Origin of the sequence: Rhodopseudomonas palustris HaA2 (assembly GCF_000013365.1) — a bacterium.
GTDB classification, from domain to species: Bacteria; Pseudomonadota; Alphaproteobacteria; order Rhizobiales; family Xanthobacteraceae; genus Rhodopseudomonas; species Rhodopseudomonas palustris_J.
Genome location: NC_007778.1, coordinates 1,016,544 through 1,034,475, shown reverse-complemented (window position 1 = coordinate 1,034,475; position 17,932 = coordinate 1,016,544). Strand labels below are relative to the sequence as shown.

Here is a 17,932-nt window from a genome sequence, read left to right as displayed (position 1 = left end):
ATGCTCGACTATCCATGCCTGACGCGTCGCGCGATCGCGGCGACCGGGTTCGTGGCGACCCTCGCCGTGCTGCAGGTGTCCGCCACCCACGGCGCGGTCGCCAGCAACGAGACCATCACCGCGCCCGTCAGCCTCGGCGTCATCGCGCAGGGTGTCGCCACCTCGACCACCGAAGCGGTGGTCGCGACGTCGGGCGCGATGGCGAAAGCACCGGTCGCGGCGACGAAGCGGATGCGCGTTGCGACGGCCGCGCGAACCTTGCGCCGCACCGAGGCGAGCTCGGCGCCCGCCGGGTCGTGGTGGCAGCGGCGCCACATCGTCCTGATGCTGGGCATCGGCTATTGAGTCCTGCCCCGCCGTCACCGCCGTGCAAGACCGACGTTGAAAGATGGCCACGTGACGCGATCAGCGTGACGGATCCACGACACCGCCCGCACTCACCGTGGCGCCGAAAGCCGACGTCGCGGCTGATTGACAGTGGCGACCGGCACGGTTTGATACTATGAAGACCACTGATTGAAGTCAGGTCGCCGTCCGGCTCCGGCTGGATCGGCGCCCCATCTCAGGACCGGGGTTGAATGAAGATCCGCATCGCGTTGCTCGTCCTCCTCACGCTGCTGACGGCGCCGGCGACCCGATCGAATGCCGCGGACGATCGCGGCGGGCGCGTCGCGCTGGTGATCGGCAACGCCAAATATCCCGACTCCGAGAAGCCGCTCAAACAGCCGGTCAACGATGCGCGCGAACTGGCCGACGAGTTGAAGCGCGACGGCTTCGACGTCGATGTCGGCGAGAATCTCGGCGGCGATGCGATGCGGCGCGCCTTCGACCGGCTGTACAATCGCGTCAAGCCGGGTTCGGTCGCGCTGGTGTTCTTCAGCGGCTTCGGCATCCAGTCCGGACGGCAGAGCTACATGATCCCGGTCGACGCCCAGATCTGGACCGAGCCGGACGTCCGCCGCGACGGCATCGGCCTCGAGACCGTGCTCGGCGAGCTCAACAGCCGCGGCGCCACCGTCAAGATCGCGCTGATCGACGCGTCGCGCCGCAATCCGTTCGAACGCCGGTTCCGCAGCTTCTCGGCCGGCCTCGCCCCGATCATCGCGCCCGGCGGTTCGCTGGTGATGTACTCCGCCGCACTGAGTTCAGTCGTGAGTGACAATGGCGGCGATCGCAGCCTGTTCGTCAGCGAACTGCTCAAGGAAATCCGCGTGCCGGGGCTCGGCGCCGAGGAAGCGCTCAACCGCACCCGCGTCGGCGTCACCCGGGCGTCGCGCAGCGAACAGGTGCCGTGGATCTCGTCGTCCCTGGCGGAGGATTTCGCCTTCGTGCCCGCGGCCGCCACGGCCGCGAGCGACAGCGCGCCGAAGCCCGCCGCGACCGCCGCGCCCGCGACCAGCCCGATCGTCGATCGCACCCCGCCGGAGGCGCCGGCCGCCCCCAAGCCGGTCGAGGCCAAACCCGCCGAAATCAAGCCTGCCGAAACCAAGCCGGCCCCGACGCCACCCGTCGCAGCCGCGGAGCCCAAGCCCGCGCCGCTACCGGCCGCCGCGCCCGACAAGCCGGCCGAACTCGCCAAGCAGATCGAGCTGCCGAAGCCGATCGACGTGCCGAAGGAACTGCCCAAGGAGCTGTCGAAGGAGCTCGGCACCAAGGTCGAGCCCGCCGATCCCAAGCAGAACGACGACAAGATCAGGCTGGCGCTGCGCGACGACCCGACGGTGCAGAGCCTGAACAAGCGGATCGACGACAATCCGGCGGACGCCAACGCGCTGTATCGCCGCGGCCAGGTCTATGCCAGCAAGGGCGCCTATTGGTCGGCGATCAAGGATTTCGACGAGGCGCTCCGGCTCAACCCGCGCGACGTCGAGGCCTACAACAATCGCTGCTGGGTGCGCACTGTCGTCGATGAACTGACCGCAGCGCTCAAGGACTGCAACGAGGCGCTGCGGCTGCGTCCGAATTTCGTCGACGCGCTGGACAGTCGCGGCCTGCTCAACCTCAAGAACGGCCAGAACAAGAACGCGATCGCCGATTTCGACGCGGCGCTCAAGATCAATCCGCGGTTGACGTCGTCGCTGTATGGCCGCGGCCTCGCCCGGCAGCGCGCCGGGATGAAATCCGAAGGCGAGATCGATATCACCACCGCCAAGGGGATGGACCCCAACATCGTGAAGGAGTTCGACAGCTACGGGGTGCGCTGAGTGCGACGCACCGCCTCAGCGGCGTGTTGAACCTTCTCCGCCCCGGCAGCGACGATTGATCGAGACGGATTTTGATAGACCTCAACCGTGTTGCAGAGATCGCCTGAGGGCGGAGGGATAACGCCATGTCGACCACATCCAGTCTCGGGATTTTCCGCGTCCTCCTCGGTGTCGGCACCGCGCTGTCGTTCGGCGCCGGCATGGCGTTCGCCGCCGACGACGCCACCGAAGACCAGATCCTGCGCGCGCTGGCGCCCAAGAAACCGCTGACGCGCAGCCTGTCGCCGTCGCGGCCGGCAGCCGAGCCCGCCGAGCGGCAGTTCGTCGATACGCTGCGCAACCGCCCGACCCGGTCGCTGTCGTCGAGCGAGCGCGAGCAGATCGCCGCGATGGCGAAGGACAAGCCGAACATCGATCTGGAAATCACCTTCGAGTACAATTCGGCGAATATCAGCCGCAAGGCCGAGCCCGCCGTCGAGGCGCTCGGCAAGGCGCTGGCCAATCCGGACCTCAGGGGATCGACCTTCGTGGTCGCCGGCCACACCGACAGCATCGGCAGCGACAACTACAATCAGGACCTGTCCGAACGGCGCGCCGACACGATCAAACGCGTCCTCGTCGAGAAATACGGCATCGCCGGCGCCGACCTCGTGACCGTCGGCTACGGCGAGAGCAAGCCGAAGAACGCCGACAATCCCACCGACGCGTCCAACCGGCGGGTGCAGGTGGTCAACATGACCAGCCAGACCACCGCCTCCAAGTGATACCGGATGCACCGAACGTGATCGCGTCTCGGCAATTCGGCGCCCCGCTCCCGGCGGGGCGCTTTTGCGCTTTTGTCGAGTCGTGGCGGTGTGTAGATTGCGGCCCGCGGTTGCGCACCGGACGTTTGGTTTTCAGTGTTCGTCGATTCGAATCCGCTGAATGATCGAACTGATGAAGCGAACTTCCGAATCGAGACCTGATCGAGTGCGCTCATGACCAAGCTGTGGATCGAGCTGGCCGCGCCGTCCCGCTGCAGATCGATGATCGTTTCGGCCGGCCCGCGCCGCGCCGCGCGCATTGCGCCGAATCTCCCCATCGCCACCCGCGCGATTGCGGTTCTCGGATTCGCGGTTCTGGGATTCGCGAATGCGGCGATCGCCGCCGAGAAAGCGGCGCCGCCGGCGCCGGGCGTGCAGGTCACCGTCGCCAAGGCGACCAACGCCTGCTTCTCCGACATGGTGCGCGTCACCGGCTTCGTGGTGCCGCGCCGCGAGGCCGCGGTGATCGCCGACAGCGACGGCAAGGTCACCGAGGTGCTGGTCCGCGAGGGCGATCTGGTCACCGACAATCAGGAACTGGTGCGCACCGTCGGCGCGACAGGGGCGAAATCGCTGCGCGCGCCGGCCGCCGGACTGATCACCGAGTTGCGCACCGCCGTCGGTGCCCCGGCGTCGCCGCTCGCCGGCCCGGTGGCGCGCATCGCCGTCGGCAACGAGATCGAGATCGAAGCCGAAGTGCCGAGCATCCACGCGCTCAAAGTCACGGCCGGCGCGCCCGCGCGCATCGGCCGCGACGACGGGCCGGATCTGGTCGGCAAGGTGCGGCTGATCGCGCCGCAGATCGACCGCAAGACCCAGCTCGGCAAGGTCCGGATCTCGGTCACCAACACGCCGTCGCTGAAGATCGGGATGTTCGTCCGCGCCACCATCGACGCGCGGCGGAGCTGCGGCGTCGCGATCCCGCGATCGGCGATCGACCATCTCAAGGTGCAGGTGGTGAAGGGCGGCACCGTCGAGACCCGCCGGGTCAAGGTCGGGCTGGTGTCCGACAGCAGCATCGAGATCCTCGACGGGGTCCGCGAAGGCGAGCTCGTCGTCGCCGATTCCGGCACCTCGCTGCACGACGGCGACCCGATCAAGCCGATCTTCCTCGACGAATTCGACCGATCGCGAGCACGCTAATGGGCCTCAACGTCTCCTCCTGGTCGATCCGGCATCCGCTGCCCTCGATCGTGTTCTCGATCATCCTGCTGGCGCTGGGCTGGATCAGCTTCACCAAGCTCGCGGTGACGCGGCTGCCGAGCGCCGACATCCCGGTGATCTCGGTGGCGGTGGCGCAGTTCGGCGCGGCCCCGGCCGAGCTGGAAGCGCAGGTCACCAAGACCATCGAGGACGGCGTCTCCGGCGTCGAGGGCGTCCGCCACATTGCCTCGTCGATCACCGACGGGCTGTCGGTCACGACGATTCAGTTCGCGCTCGAGACCAACACCGACCGCGCGCTGAACGACATCAAGGACGCCATCACCAGGGTCCGCAGCAACCTGCCGCAGAACGTCAACGAGCCGCTGATCCAGCGCGTCGACGTGATCGGCCTGCCGATCCTCACTTACGCGGCGATCTCGCCCGGCAAGACGCCGGAGCAATTGTCGTGGTTCGTCGACGACGTGGTCAAGCGCGCGCTGCAGGGCGTGCGCGGCGTGGCGCAGGTCGAGCGCATCGGCGGCGTCGAGCGCGAGATCCTGGTGTCGCTCGATCCGGACCGGCTGAAGGCCGCGGGCCTGACCGCGCTCGACGTGTCGCGACGGCTGCGCGGCACCAATGTCGACCTCGCCGGCGGCCGCGCCGAAATCGGCCGCAACGACCAGGCGATCCGCACCTTGGCCGGCGCGAAAACGCTGAACGACCTCGCCGGCACCATGATCAGCCTGCCGTCCGGCGGCGAAATCCGCCTCGACGACCTCGGCACCGTGACCGACACCATCGCCGACCGCCGCACCTTCGCCCGCGTCAACGGCGAGCCGGTGGTGGCGCTCGGCATCAAGCGCTCCAAGGGCGCCAGCGACGTCGTGGTCGCGGAAGCCGTGCAGAAGCGGATCGAGGCCCTGAAGGCGCAGCATTCCGACGTCGATCTCAAGCTGATCGACACCTCGGTCGACTACACCAAAGGCAATTACGAAGCCGCGATCTCGACGCTGTTCGAGGGCGCGATCCTTGCGGTGATCGTGGTGTTCCTGTTCCTGCGCGACCTGCGCGCCACCGTGATCGCCGCGATCTCGCTGCCGCTGTCGATCTTCCCGGCGTTCTGGGCGATGGACATGCTGGGCTTCTCGCTGAACCTGGTCAGCTTCCTCGCCATCACGCTGTCGACCGGCATTCTGGTCGACGACGCCATCGTCGAGATCGAGAACATCGTCCGCCATATGCGGATGGGCAAATCGCCCTATCAGGCGGCGATCGAGGCCGCCGACGAAATCGGCCTCGCGGTGATCGCGATCTCGCTGACCATCATCGCGATCTTCGCGCCGGCGAGCTTCATGTCCGGCATCGCCGGACAGTTCTTCAAGCAGTTCGGCATCACGGTTTCGGTGCAGGTGTTCTTCTCGCTGCTGGCGGCGCGCTTCATCACGCCGGTGCTCGCCGCCTATTTCCTCAAGAACGTCTCGCACGAGGAGAAGCCGCCGGGCCGCGTCCTGCAGGCCTACACCCGCATGGTGACGTGGTCGGTGAAGCACTACTACCTCACGGTGCTGATGGGGCTCGGGGTGTTCGCCGCGTCGATCTGGAGCATCGTGCTGCTGCCGCAGGGCTTCCTGCCGGCGCAGGACACCGCGCGCTCGGTGATGGCGATGGAGCTGCCGCCCGGCACCCAGATCCGCACCACCGAAAAGACCACCGAGCGGATCGTCACGCTGTTGCGCCAGCGGCCCGAGGTGCGCAGCGTGTTCGTCGACGGCGGAAGGGTGCCGCCGGGCATCCAGGAGGTCCGCCGCGCCTCGCTGATCATCAACTACACGCCGAAGGGCGACCGCAAGATCACCCAGCGCGACCTCGAACTGGCGATCAGCAAGGATCTCGACCAGATTCCCGACATCCGCTATTGGTTCCTCGACGAAAACGGCCTGCGCGCAATCTCGCTGGTGGTGACCGGCGCCGACAGCAACATCGTCAACAACGTCGCCCAGGAACTGGCGGCGCAGATGAAGCGCATCCCGATCATCTCCAACGTGATCTCCGAGACCTCGCTCGACCGGCCCGAATTGCGGATCCAGCCGCGCGCCGATCTCGCCGCCCGGCTCGGCGTCTCGACCGAGAGCCTGTCCGAAACAATTCGCGTCGCCACCATCGGTGACGTCGGCCCGGCGCTCGCCAAATTCGACGCCGGCGACCGGCTGGTGCCGATCCGGGTGCAGCTCGAGGACGGCGCGCGCGGCGAGCTCGGCGTGCTGGAGCAGCTCCAGGTGCCGATCTTCGGCGGCCGCGGCTCGGTGCCGCTGTCGGTGGTCGCCGACATCAAGTTCGACCAGGGCCCGACCAGCATCAACCGCTACGACCGCGAACGTCAGGCCACCGTGGCCGCCGATCTGGTCGGCAACGCCGCGCTCGGCGACGCCACCAAGCTGATCAACGATCTGCCGGTGATGAAATCGCTGCCGAAGGGCGTCCGCGTCAGCCCCTCCGGCGACGCCGAAAGCCTGAACGAACTCTCGGACGGCTTCGCCACCGCGATCTCGGCCGGCCTGATGATGGTCTATGCGGTGCTGGTGCTGCTGTTCGGCACCTTCCTGCAGCCGATCACCATCCTGTTCTCGCTGCCGCTGTCGATCGGCGGTGCGATCGCCGCGCTGCTGGTCACCGGCAAGCAGCTCACCACGCCGGTGTGGATCGGCATCCTGATGTTGATGGGCATCGTCACCAAAAATGCGATCATGCTGGTCGAGTTCGCGCTGGAGGCGATCCGCGAGGGCAAGCCTCGCGAAGCGGCGATGATCGACGCCGGCCAGAAACGCGCCCGGCCGATCGTGATGACGACCATCGCCATGGTGGCCGGCATGGTGCCGAGCGCGCTGGCGTTCGGCGCCGGCGGCGAATTCCGCTCGCCGATGGCGCTGGCGGTGATCGGCGGCCTGATCTTCTCGACGGTGCTGTCGCTGATCTTCGTGCCCGCGATGTTCATGATGATGGACGATGTCGGCCGGCTGTTCTGGCGGTTCGGCAAATTGCTGCTCACCCATCACGGCGACGACGAAGATACCGGCAGGACGCCCGGCCCGCCCGCGCCGCCGAACCCCACGCCCGCGCCGGCCACAGCCGCGCCGGCCAGCGTCGCGCCGGCGAAGAGCCTGTCGTTCTGGCGAAGCAAGTAAGCGAACCGGAGTGCCGCGATCGGCGATTTGATGGCGCGTCGCGAACGCTGCGCGTCGGCGCGCACAACTGGAATCTATGATTCCTGGAGCCGTTCTGCTTCTGATGGAATCAGCGCTCGCGATCCGGTTGCCGCCGTCATCCTGAGGCGCCCGCTGGGCCGCGCTGTGCGCGGCGGCGGGCCTCGAAGGATGGGCCGCAGGCACGCGGGCCGCATCCTTCGAGGCTCGCTGCGCTCGCACCCCGGATCAAGTCCGGGGCAGGCTCTCAGGATGACGACTCTGCACGCGAGGTCGATGAAGCGCTCTGGTTTCGGCTGACATCCGACGCGCGGCCTCGACGGGCCCGCAGTGCGTATGGATTCCGGGTCTGCCCTGCGCCGCAGCGCATCCCGGAATGACGACGACGATGTCGTCGATTCCCGATCAGCGCTCCTGGCTGCGCGCGACTTGCGTCAGGCGGCCCATGTTCTTCAGCAGGATGCGGCCGCGGTGCAGATCGAGGATGCCGTCCTTGCGCCAGCTCTGCAGCTGGCGGTTGACGCTCTCGCGCGCCGCGCCGACGAACACGCCGAGCTGCTCCTGCGAGATGTGCACCTCGGCGCCGAAATCGGCCGCGAGCGCGCACAGTCTTCGGGCCAGCCGCACCGGCAGCGGCTGCAGCACCGATTCCTCCATGCGCTCGCTCATCCAGCGGATGCGCTGGCACAGCAGTGCGATCAGTTTCACCGCGAGCTTCGGTTCGCGCTCGAGATGACCGAGGAAATCGTCACGCCGCAGCACGAACAGTTCAGTGGGTTCGCCGGCCGTGGCGTCGGCGGTGCGGCTCTGGCCATCCAGCACCGCGACCTCGCCGAACAAATCGCCGGGGCCGAGGAAATTCAGCGTCAGCCGGCTGCCGTCGGAGGCGCCGGTCTCGATCCGGATCTGGCCGCGCCGCACGCCGAACAACGCGTCGCCGTCGTCACCCTTCTGGAACAACATTTCGCCGGCATTGAGCTGCTGCGTATGACACAGCCCGGCGATCCGCTGCAGTTCCTCGGGACCGAGATCGGCGAACAAGGGATTCAGCTTCAGAATGACCGCGAATTCGGCCTGCGTACTCATCGCGATGATCGCCCCCAGAATGTCACTTACCGTTTAGCCGCGTGAGAGGGACAATGGTTCAAACAAAATGTGCCACGCGTCACAGAATGTCCGGCTCTCACTGCGGTATTTTGCCCGGCCGCCGCACACGAGGCTCGCCGCCGATCCGAAATTCCGGTTTGATCGCGCCTGATCCGATCGGTCACATCGGACGCGCGTCACGATACGCGGTGCGTCGTGGCGCGGCCGAGCGATACACGCGCGCGACATTGCGCCTTGGGAAGTGGTCATGAAACTCAGCAAGCTTGCCGGCATCCTGATCGCGGTGATCGTCGTCGCGGCCGTGCTGCTGGTCGTGGTCGGAATTCCGTCCGGTGCCGTGACCTCGGCGATCCAGTCCCGCATCGAACGCGACACCGGCTATCGGCTCGCGATCGGCGGCGCGAGCAAGATCAGCCTGTTTCCGGGCTTCAGCGTCACGCTGAACGATGTGACGCTGCAGGATCCGAACGACCGCAATCCCGACAGCCGCTTCACCATCGGGCGCGTCCGCGCCGAACTGCCGCTCGGCAGCGTGATCTCGGGCAAGCCACGGGTCACCGAGCTGACGCTGACAAAGCCCGAGCTTCGCGTCCCGCTGATCCGCGAGCGCGCGCCGACCGCCTCGTCGCCACCGTCGCCCGCCATCCGCAACGGCCGACAGATCGACACGGTCATCGACCGCGTCATTGTCGAAGACGGCGTCGTGGTGATGGCGAATGCGGCGGACCGCGTCGAGGACCGGATCGAGCGCATCAATGCCGAGATCACGATCGATGCCGAGCGCCGCGTCAGCGCGGTCGGCGGCGCGCAGCTCGGCGGCAAGCCGGCGACATTCGACATCAAGGCGTCTCCGCCCGCCGCGGATGCGCAGCCGGTGCCTGTCGAACTCAAACTCGAGGCGCCCGATCTGCTGCGCGCGCCGCTGGCGGCCAAGGCCGAGGTCCGGCTGCGCGGCGCGCTGCTGCAGATCAACGGCCTGTCCGGCACGCTCGGCGACGGCGCCTTCAACGGCTGGGCCTCGGCCGATCTCGCCGGCAAGCCGCGGCTCAAGCTCGATCTCGATTTCCAGCGGCTCGATCTCGGCCATCCGCGCACGCCCGCGCAGCCCCCCGGCGCGCCGTGGAGCGACGCCCGGATCGATCTGTCGGGGTTGAACTATGTCGATGCCGAGCTGCGGCTGTCGGCGAACGCGCTCAATCTCGGCGCGGCGCATTTCGCCCCGGCGTCGATCGACGCCAAACTCATCGGCGGCGTGGTCACCGCGCAGTTCTCGCAGATCGGCGTCTATGGCGGCGAGGCGGAGGGCCAGCTCGGCATCGACGCCTCGCAGCGGACGCCGTCGTTCAGCCTGCGCGGCGACCTCGACGGTGTCCGGGCGCTGCCGCTGCTCAGTGGGCTCGCCGAATTCGACAGGATCGACGGCAAGATGCAGGCGAAGCTGGCGCTGCGCGGCAGCGGCGACAGTCCGCGCGCGATCATGGCGAGCCTCGCCGGCACCGCTTTCGTCAATGTCCGCGACGGCGAGATCCGCGGCCTCAACGTCGCGCGGATGATCCGCAATCTGACCAGCGCGACGCTGTCGGGCTGGCAGGAGAACGGCACCGAGGCCACCGACCTGACGCAGCTCGGCGCCTCGTTCCGGATCGCGCAGGGCAAGGCCGCGACCGCCGACCTCGCGCTGGCCGGGCCGCTGGTGCGGATGACCGGCGCCGGCACCATCGATCTCGGTGCCAAAACGCTGGCGCTCAAGGTCGAGCCGAAGCTGGTGCTGACCACGCAGGGCCAGAGCGCGCCCGGCGAACCACAAGCCGGTCCGACCGCCGAGCCGGTCGGGCTTGGCATCCCGGTGATGATCGAGGGGCCGTGGGCGTCGCCGCGGATCTTCCCCGATGCCGCCGGCATCCTCGACAATCCGGACCAGGCCTATGCGCGGCTGCGCCAGATGGGCAAGGGCCTGTTCGGCGCGCTCGGCGGCGGCGCGAACAGCAGCGCGGGCGGCGCACCGGGGGCGGACAATCCGCTCGGCGGCGCGCTCGGCGAAAGCATCGGCCGGCTGATCCAGCAGGGCCTGCAAAGCGGCGGCGCCGCCGGACCGTCCACCGGCGCCACGCCATCGCAGCCGCCGCCGCAACAGCCCGGTGCGCCGCCCGCCGACCGCATCGACAACGATGCCGCCATGAACGCGATCATGAAGCAGCTGTTTCGCGGCCAATAGGCCGCCCTCCTCGTCCCGCCCCCGTCCGGGCCGAGCCCGCGGCAGCGCTCGCCCCGCATTCTGTGATAAGACCAAGTCCGGTCCCGCGCGGCCCGCCGGTCAGCGGCGCTGTGCGGCTGCAAAGGAACAGAATGCCCGGCCTCGAGACCATCCCCCGAACGCGACGTCGCGGCCTGTTCGCGAAATACGTCACGTCGCTGGTCGGGCTGGTGGTGTTCGTGCTCGCGGTCAACGGCGCGCTGGAAATCTGGTTCAGCTATCGACAGACCCGCACGGCGCTGATCGACGCGATGGCGGAGAAGGCCGAAGCGAGCGCGCGGCGGATCGCGCAGGCGATGACCGAGCTCGAGCGCCAGATCAGTTGGACCACGCGCGCCAGCGTGCAGACGCTGGAGCAGCGCCGCACCGACTACACCCAGCTCATGCAGCAGGTGCCGGCGATCAGCCAGCTCGCGCTGATCGACGGCCAGGGCCGCGAGGCGCTGCGCCTGACCCGCTCGACGGGACCGGGCGGTGGCGAGGAATTCTGGCGCGATCCGCAGGTCGCACGGGCCGCCGAAACCGGCGTGTCGATCGGCCAGACCCGCTTCCGCAACGGACGTCCGTTCATCGTCGTCGCGGTGGCGCATGCCGGACGCGACCCGGCGATCACCGTGGCCGAGATCGACCTGCGGTTTCTGTCGGAACTGGTCGGCGACGCCCAGGCCGGCAAGGTCGGGATCGCCTATGTGATCGACCCCGCAGGCCGATTGCTGGCGAGTTCGCGCGACAGCGACACCCTCGGCGACGACATTGCGAGCCGGCGTCAGGTCGCCGCGCTGTTGCGCGATCCGCCGCAGGCGTTGGCGTCGGGACAGGACGGCGACGGCAACGCGATGCTGGTGGCGTCGCGCCCGGTGGCGAAGCTCGGCTGGTTCGTGCTGTTCGAACAGCCGCGCAGCCAGGCCTTCGCATCGATCGGCGAAGTGCTGCTGCGAATCGCCGGCCTGATCGCGCTCGGCCTGATCGTCGCGATCATCGCCAGCATGCTGCTGGCGCGGCGGATGCTGGTGCCGATCGACGCGCTGCGCGCCGGCGCCAGCCGGCTCGGCGGCGGCGATTTCGGCCAGCGCATCGAAGTCCGCACCGGCGACGAGCTGGAAGAGCTGTCCGATCAGTTCAACAGCATGGCCGGCCAATTGCGGGAGACCTATGCGGGGCTCGAAAGCAAGGTCGAGGAGCGCACCCGCGACCTCGAGCGGTCGATCAACGAACTGAAGGCGCTGGAAGAAGTCGGCCGCGCCATCGCCTCCTCGCTCGATCTCGATGCGGTGCTACCGACGGTGGCGGCGCGGGCGCTGGAGATCACCCGCGCCGATGCGGTGCTGATCTTCAGCTACGATCCGCTGCAGCGGCGGTTCGATCTCGCCGAAGCCAAGGGCATCGACCCGCCGACCGACGGCGGCGTGGCCTATGCGTCGATCGACGCCGACGGCAGCGTGCTCGGCGACGCCGCGCAGTCCGGCCAGCCGATCGCGGTGCCGGATCTGTCCGCCGCGCCCGACCATCCTCTGAAGGCGCTCGCGCTCGCCGCCGGCTTCGCCTCGGTGCTGGTGGTGCCGCTGCTCGACCAGCACGGCGCGCTCGGCGCGCTGGTGGTGCTGCGGCGCAGCGCCGGCGACTTTGCCGACAATCTGATCGGGCTGATGCGCACCTTCGCGCATCAATCGGAACTGGCGATGCGCAACGCCCGGCTGTTCCGCGAGGTCGACCACAAGGGCCGCGAACTGGCCAGCGCCCACGACACCGTGCAGCTTCAGGCGGCGCAACTGCGGGAGCAGACCGATCAGCTCAAAGACTGGAATCGCTCACTCGAGGAGCGCGTCGAAAAGCAGCTCGGCGAGATCGAACGGATCCGGCGGCTGGAGCGCTTCCTCGCGCCGCAGGTGGCGCAACTGATCGCCTCCTCCGACGGCCATGACGCACTGCTCGACAGCCATCGCCGCGAAGTCACCGTGGTGTTCTGCGATCTGCGCGGCTTCACCGCCTTCACCGAAGCCTCCGAGCCGGAAGAGGCGATGAACGTGCTGCGCGAGTATCACGCAGCTTTGGGCGAACTGATCTTCCGCTACGAAGGCACCCTCGACCGCTTCGCCGGCGACGGCGTGATGATCCTGTTCAACGCCCCGATCCCGTTCGCCGATCATACCCGACGCGCGGTGAAGATGGCGGTCGAGATGCGCGACGCGCTGGCCACGCTGACCGAAAAATGGAGCCATCGCGGCCACAGCCTCGGCTTCGGCATCGGCATCGCGGTCGGCTATGCGACGATCGGCCAGGTCGGTTTCGAGCACCGGCTGGAATACGCCGCGATCGGCAGCGTCACCAACCTCGCCTCGCGGCTGTGCGCCGAAGCCGCGCCGGGCCAGATTATCGTCAGCCAGCGCGCCTATGCGATGGTCGAGGACTGGGCCGAGGCGCAGCCGATCGAACCGCTGACGCTGAAAGGCTTCAGCCGCCCGATACCGGCCGTCGAAATTCTGCGCTGGCGTGAAACCTCCGACGCCGCTGCGGACACCCATGAGACGCGCCCCGCGGCCAGCGCCGGCCGCGCGTCGTGAGCGCTTGGCGCGGCGGACGCCGCATGATTAGAGTTGCAGGCGGACTTGCATGTCATTCGGGATGCAGGACGGGACAGAGGGTGTGACGATGAACTTTGGGATCGCGAACGGCCCTGCCCGCGACATTCTCCAGCGCGGCGTGAGCGCTCTGCTGATCGCAACACTGTGCGCGACCGCGCTGCCGGCGCGCGCCGCCGACGAGGCGGAGCCCAATGCGGTCAAGGGCCAGGCGGTGACGGTGCTGAAGGCGGCCAAATCCTGCTTTCCGGCGATCGTCGAAGTCTCCGGCTTCCTGATCCCACGCGACGAAATCTCGATCCGCCCCGACCGCCCCGGCGCGCGGGTCACTGAGGTGATGGCCGACGCCGGCGAAATCGTCGCGCAGGGCCAGGCGTTGGCGAAACTCGCCGGGCCCGACAGCGGATCGACGATCTCCGCGCCGGTCGCGGGCCTCGTCTCCAGCTCCACCGCGGTGATCGGATCGCCGGCCTCGGCGAAGGGCGAAGCGTTGTACACCATCATCGCGCGCAGCGAATTCGATCTGGTCGGCCAGGTGCCGACGCGCAATCTCGCGCAGCTCGCGGTCAACCAGACCGCCGCGGTCAAGATCGTCGGGGTGCCCGACGAGATCGAAGGCCGGGTGCGGCGCGTGTCGTCGACGGTGGAGCCCAACAGCCAGCTCGCCAGCGTGTTCGTCGGCGTCAGCTCGACCAAGCGGCTGTTGTCCAACGCCTCGGGCCGCGCGATGATCAAGACCGGCGAAAGCTGCGGCATCTCGGTGCCGCTGACGGCCGTGCTCTACAGCTCGGCCGGCACAGTCGTGCAGGTGGTGCGGCGCCAGACGGTCGAGACCAAGCGCGTCGAGGTCGGGCTGATGAACGGCGGCAATGTCGAGATCCGCGAAGGCCTGCAGGAAGGCGACATCATCGTCGCCCGTGCCGGCGCGTTGCTGCGCGAAGGCGACCCGGTGCGCCCGGTGGTCGCCGACGCGAAGCCGGCCGAGAAGTAACCGCTACGCGGCGCTGCATCGCCACGCGGATCGCGTCATTTTCATCGCACAACTAACTGAACTCGATCAGCGCCTGCACGACGAAGGTCGCTCCGACTGTTGGCCGAATAGTTCCAGAGTATCACCCCCAATCGCAAACATCGCCCCGCTTATCACCGCACGCGGATCAAACTCGTAGTTACACGGATGGGACGTTTACCGGCGACGCATCAAATAGCGGCCGCGGCGGGTGCGGCCCGCTGCTACGTTAACGCTAACATCATGAGTTCCGACATATCCGGGGGTTCGGCCACTCGCACGACGATCGGAACAACAGATGCGACTGACGATTACGCGCGCCGTCCTTCTTTTTGGGCTCATCATCGGGTCCGGCATGACGGCGATTTTTGGGGCAAGCCTGTATGGGCTGTCGCAACTCAAGGTCGGCGGACCGCTGTATGACCAGATCAAACTCGGCAACGATCTGGTGGCCGACATCCTGCCGCCGCCCGCTTACGTGATTGAAGCCTATCTGGAGGCGACGCTGGCGATCGAGGAGCCCGATTCGTTCCCGCTCCGCCGCGAGCGGCTCGGCCGACTTAAGAAAGAATACCAGGACCGCCACGCATTCTGGCTCACCGCGCCGCTCGATCCGGCGATCAAGGCACGCCTGATCGACGATTCCGACCGCGAAGTGAAGAAGTTCTGGGACATTCTGGAGGCCAGCCTGTTCCCGGCGATCGAGAGCAAGGATCCCGACACGGCGATGCAGGCCTACAGGGACCTGACCAAGGCCTACACGGCGCATCGCGCCATCATCGACGATATCGTCAAACGGACCAACGATCTGAATGCCGCAACCGAAGCGGCGACGGCGGTGCGCGCGGCCGATCTCAACTATCTGCTGTGGGGTGTATCGTCCGCGGTCTTCTTATTGTTCATCGCGGGCCTGACCGGGATCGTGAAAGGCGTGATCGCGCCGATCACCGGGATGACGGAGGTGATGCGCCGTCTCGCTGACGGAGACCGCTCGGTGGCGATTCCCGCGATCGAGCGCGGCGACGAGGTCGGCGCGATGGCGCGGGCGGTGCAGGTGTTCAAGGACAACGCGCTGCGGGTCGAAGCGATGGAATCCGAAAAGGGGGTGAAGGCGCGCGCCGACGCGAACCGTCGGGCTGAAATGCAGAAGATTGCCGATGAGTTGGATGGCGCGATCGGCAGGATCGTCCAAACCGTGACGGCGACGTCCACCGAAATGGAAGCGGCCGCAAGCCAACTGGCTGGCAACGTCGATTCCACGCAGCGGCTGGCAACTACCGTGGCGACCGCTTCACAACAGTCCAGCGCGACCGCACAATCAACCGCCGTCACCTGCAACGAGGTCGCCTCGTCCGCATCCCAGATCGGACAGCAAGTCCGGCAGGCGCAAAACATCTCACAGGCCGCCGTCCGGCAGGCGCAGGAGACCAACGCGCGTATCGCCGACCTTTCGACCGCGGCCGGTCGTATCGGCGATGTCGTCAATCTGATCAACGCGGTCGCGGCACAGACCAATTTGCTGGCGCTCAATGCGACGATCGAAGCCGCCCGCGCCGGCGAGGCGGGACGCGGCTTTGCCGTCGTCGCCTCGGAGGTCAAGGCGCTCGCATCCCAGACCGCAAAAGCGACCGAGGAGATTACCGAACAGATTTCCCAAATGAAGACGGCGACCGAATTGTCGGTGTCGGCGATCGAAGCGATCGGCACCACCATTCTTCAGATCTCGGAAATCTCGGATGCGACCGCATCGGCGGTCGACCAGCAGGGCGCCGCGATGCGCGAGATTGCCGTCAGCGTCCGGGAGTCGGCGGACGCGGCGACCGACGTCTCAAACACGATCGGGACGGTGCGCGAGGGCGCCGAGGACACCGGCTCGGCGTCCGCGCATGTCCACGATCTGGCCGCCTCGCTGCTCGCGGAAAGCCGCCACCTCAAGACCGAGGTCGACCGCTTCTCGGCAGCGGTGCGCGCCGCTTGATCAAGTCTTGCGAGACTACGCGCTGCGCGCCAGCGCGCCGTCGATCATCGCGACCGCATTGTTGAGGCCGTAGACCGCCACGAAGGAGCCGAAGCGCGGGCCTTTTTCCTGGCCGAGCAGCACCTGGTACAGCATGTTGAACCAGTCGAGCGACACGCCCGGCTTGCCGTCCTTGGCGGCCTTCTTGTGGTCGAGGAACGGCTCGCGGCGGCCGATCTCGTAGACCACGTCCTGGATCGCTTCCGCGGTCGAGTCCGGCGCCAATTGCGACAGAGCATCGCGCAGATCCTGCAAGGCGGCGCGCTCCTGATCGGTCGGATCGCGGAACACCTTCGTCGGCGCCACGAAGTCGCGATAGTAGTTGATCGCGTAGCCGACCATGGCGTCGAGCTTCGGATGGGTCTGCGGCGTCACGCCCGGCCGGTAGCGGCCGATGAAGCCCCACAGCGTCTCGGCGTTCTCGGCGTTCGACGACGACACCAGCGTCAGCAGCAGCTGGAACGTCACCGGCATGTCGGATTTCGGCGGATTGCCGCTGTGAATGTGCCAGACCGGATTGGCGAGTTGCTGCTTGGCGTCCTGCCGGCCAAAGCCGTCGAGGAACTGCTGATACTCGTCGACATTGCGCGGGATGACGTCGAAATACAGCCGCTTCGCCGCCTTCGGCTCGCGATACATGAACAGCGACAGCGATTCCGGCGAGGCGTAGCGCAGCCATTCATCGATGGTGAGACCGTTGCCCTTCGACTTGGAGATCTTCTGGCCCTTGTCGTCGAGGAACAGCTCGTAGTTGAAGCCCTCCGGCGGCGTGCCGCCGATCGCCTGCGCGATCTTGCCGGACAGCTTCACCGAATCGATCAGGTCCTTGCCGGCCATTTCGTAGTCGACGCCGAGCGCGGTCCAGCGCATCGCCCAGTCGGGCTTCCACTGCAATTTGCAATGCCCGCCGGTGACCGGGAGCGTCACCCGCTCCTTGGTCTCCGGATCGTCGTAGGACACCGTGCCGGCGGCGACGTCGTGATCCACGATCGGCACCTGCAGCACCACGCCGGTGCGCGGACACACGGGGAGAAACGGCGAGTAGCTCGCGGCGCGCTCTTCGCGCAGGCTCGGCAGCATGATCGCCATCACCTTGTCGAGCCGCTGCAGCACCTTCAGCAGCGTGGCGTCGAACCGGCCGGACTTGTAGTAGTCGGTCGCCGAGGCGAACTCGTAGTCGAAGCCGAAGGTGTCGAGGAAGGCGCGCAGCCGCGCATTGTTGTGCGCGCCGAACGACTCGTGGGTGCCGAACGGGTCGGGCACGCTGGTCAGCGACTTGCCGAGATGCTGCGCCAGCATCTCCTTGTTCGGCACATTGTCCGGCACCTTGCGCAGCCCGTCCATGTCGTCGGAAAACGCCAGCAGCTTGGTCTTGATCTTGTCGTCGGTCAGCACCCGGAAGGCGTGGCGCACCATGGTGGTGCGGGCGACCTCGCCGAAGGTGCCGATATGCGGCAGGCCGGACGGGCCGTAGCCGGTCTCGAACAGCACCTCGTCCTTCGGCTGCTTTTTCAGGCGGTTCACCAGCGCGCGCGCCTGCTCGAACGGCCAGGCGTTGGATTGTTCGGCGAGCGTGCGCAGGTCGGACGCGCTGGGCAGATCGGTCGTGGTCATCA

At 67.5% G+C, this 17,932-nt stretch carries 11 protein-coding genes; 9 read left to right on the top strand and 2 right to left on the bottom strand.

Going from position 1 to position 17,932, the window contains the following annotated elements:
* The 5 genes from RPB_RS04560 to RPB_RS04540 all read left to right on the top strand — a co-directional run bounded on the left by RPB_RS04560 (position 1) and on the right by RPB_RS04540 (position 7,332).
* Entirely contained in the window at positions 1-345 is a 345-nt protein-coding gene (locus RPB_RS04560; protein WP_011439798.1) for a hypothetical protein, read from the top strand.
* A 233-nt stretch (positions 346-578) separates the two neighbouring features.
* Entirely contained in the window at positions 579-2,204 is a 1,626-nt protein-coding gene (locus RPB_RS04555; protein WP_011439797.1) for a caspase family protein, read from the top strand.
* 125 nt (positions 2,205-2,329) lie between these two features.
* Positions 2,330-2,968 carry an OmpA family protein gene (locus RPB_RS04550; protein ID WP_011439796.1) on the top strand — a complete coding sequence of 213 codons (639 nt, stop codon included), beginning with the start codon at positions 2,330-2,332 and terminating at the stop codon, positions 2,966-2,968.
* A gap of 213 nt (positions 2,969-3,181) precedes the next feature.
* A complete protein-coding gene (locus RPB_RS04545; RefSeq protein WP_011439795.1) occupies positions 3,182-4,150 on the top strand; it encodes an efflux RND transporter periplasmic adaptor subunit in 969 nt (322 codons plus the stop codon).
* On the top strand, positions 4,150-7,332 hold the full coding sequence (locus RPB_RS04540) for an efflux RND transporter permease subunit (RefSeq protein ID WP_011439794.1): 3,183 nt from the start codon (positions 4,150-4,152) through the stop codon (positions 7,330-7,332). The genes RPB_RS04545 and RPB_RS04540 overlap by 1 nt, the downstream gene beginning before the upstream one ends.
* A 423-nt stretch (positions 7,333-7,755) precedes the next feature.
* Here RPB_RS04540 and RPB_RS04535 read toward each other — a convergent pair whose 3' ends face one another.
* Positions 7,756-8,436 carry a Crp/Fnr family transcriptional regulator gene (locus RPB_RS04535; RefSeq protein WP_011439793.1) on the bottom strand — a complete coding sequence of 227 codons (681 nt, stop codon included), beginning with the start codon at positions 8,434-8,436 and terminating at the stop codon, positions 7,756-7,758.
* Positions 8,437-8,704: 268 nt separating this feature from the next.
* Here RPB_RS04535 and RPB_RS04530 point away from each other — a divergent pair, with 268 nt between their 5' ends.
* The 4 genes from RPB_RS04530 to RPB_RS04515 all read left to right on the top strand — a co-directional run bounded on the left by RPB_RS04530 (position 8,705) and on the right by RPB_RS04515 (position 16,277).
* Positions 8,705-10,672, top strand: a complete 1,968-nt coding sequence (locus tag RPB_RS04530; protein WP_011439792.1) for an AsmA family protein — start codon at positions 8,705-8,707, stop codon at positions 10,670-10,672.
* Positions 10,673-10,803: 131 nt separating this feature from the next.
* A complete protein-coding gene (locus RPB_RS04525) occupies positions 10,804-13,272 on the top strand; it encodes an adenylate/guanylate cyclase domain-containing protein (protein ID WP_011439791.1) in 2,469 nt (822 codons plus the stop codon).
* Positions 13,273-13,360: 88 nt separating this feature from the next.
* Complete coding sequence (locus RPB_RS04520) at positions 13,361-14,281, top strand: efflux RND transporter periplasmic adaptor subunit (RefSeq protein WP_011439790.1); 921 nt, start codon at positions 13,361-13,363, stop codon at positions 14,279-14,281.
* 373 nt (positions 14,282-14,654) lie between these two features.
* Entirely contained in the window at positions 14,655-16,277 is a 1,623-nt protein-coding gene (locus RPB_RS04515) for a methyl-accepting chemotaxis protein (RefSeq protein ID WP_011439789.1), read from the top strand.
* 15 nt (positions 16,278-16,292) lie between these two features.
* Here the strand turns inward: RPB_RS04515 and RPB_RS04510 are convergent, their stop codons facing one another.
* Entirely contained in the window at positions 16,293-17,930 is a 1,638-nt protein-coding gene (locus tag RPB_RS04510) for a lysine--tRNA ligase (RefSeq protein WP_011439788.1), read from the bottom strand.
* Positions 17,931-17,932: the final 2 nt, after the last annotated feature.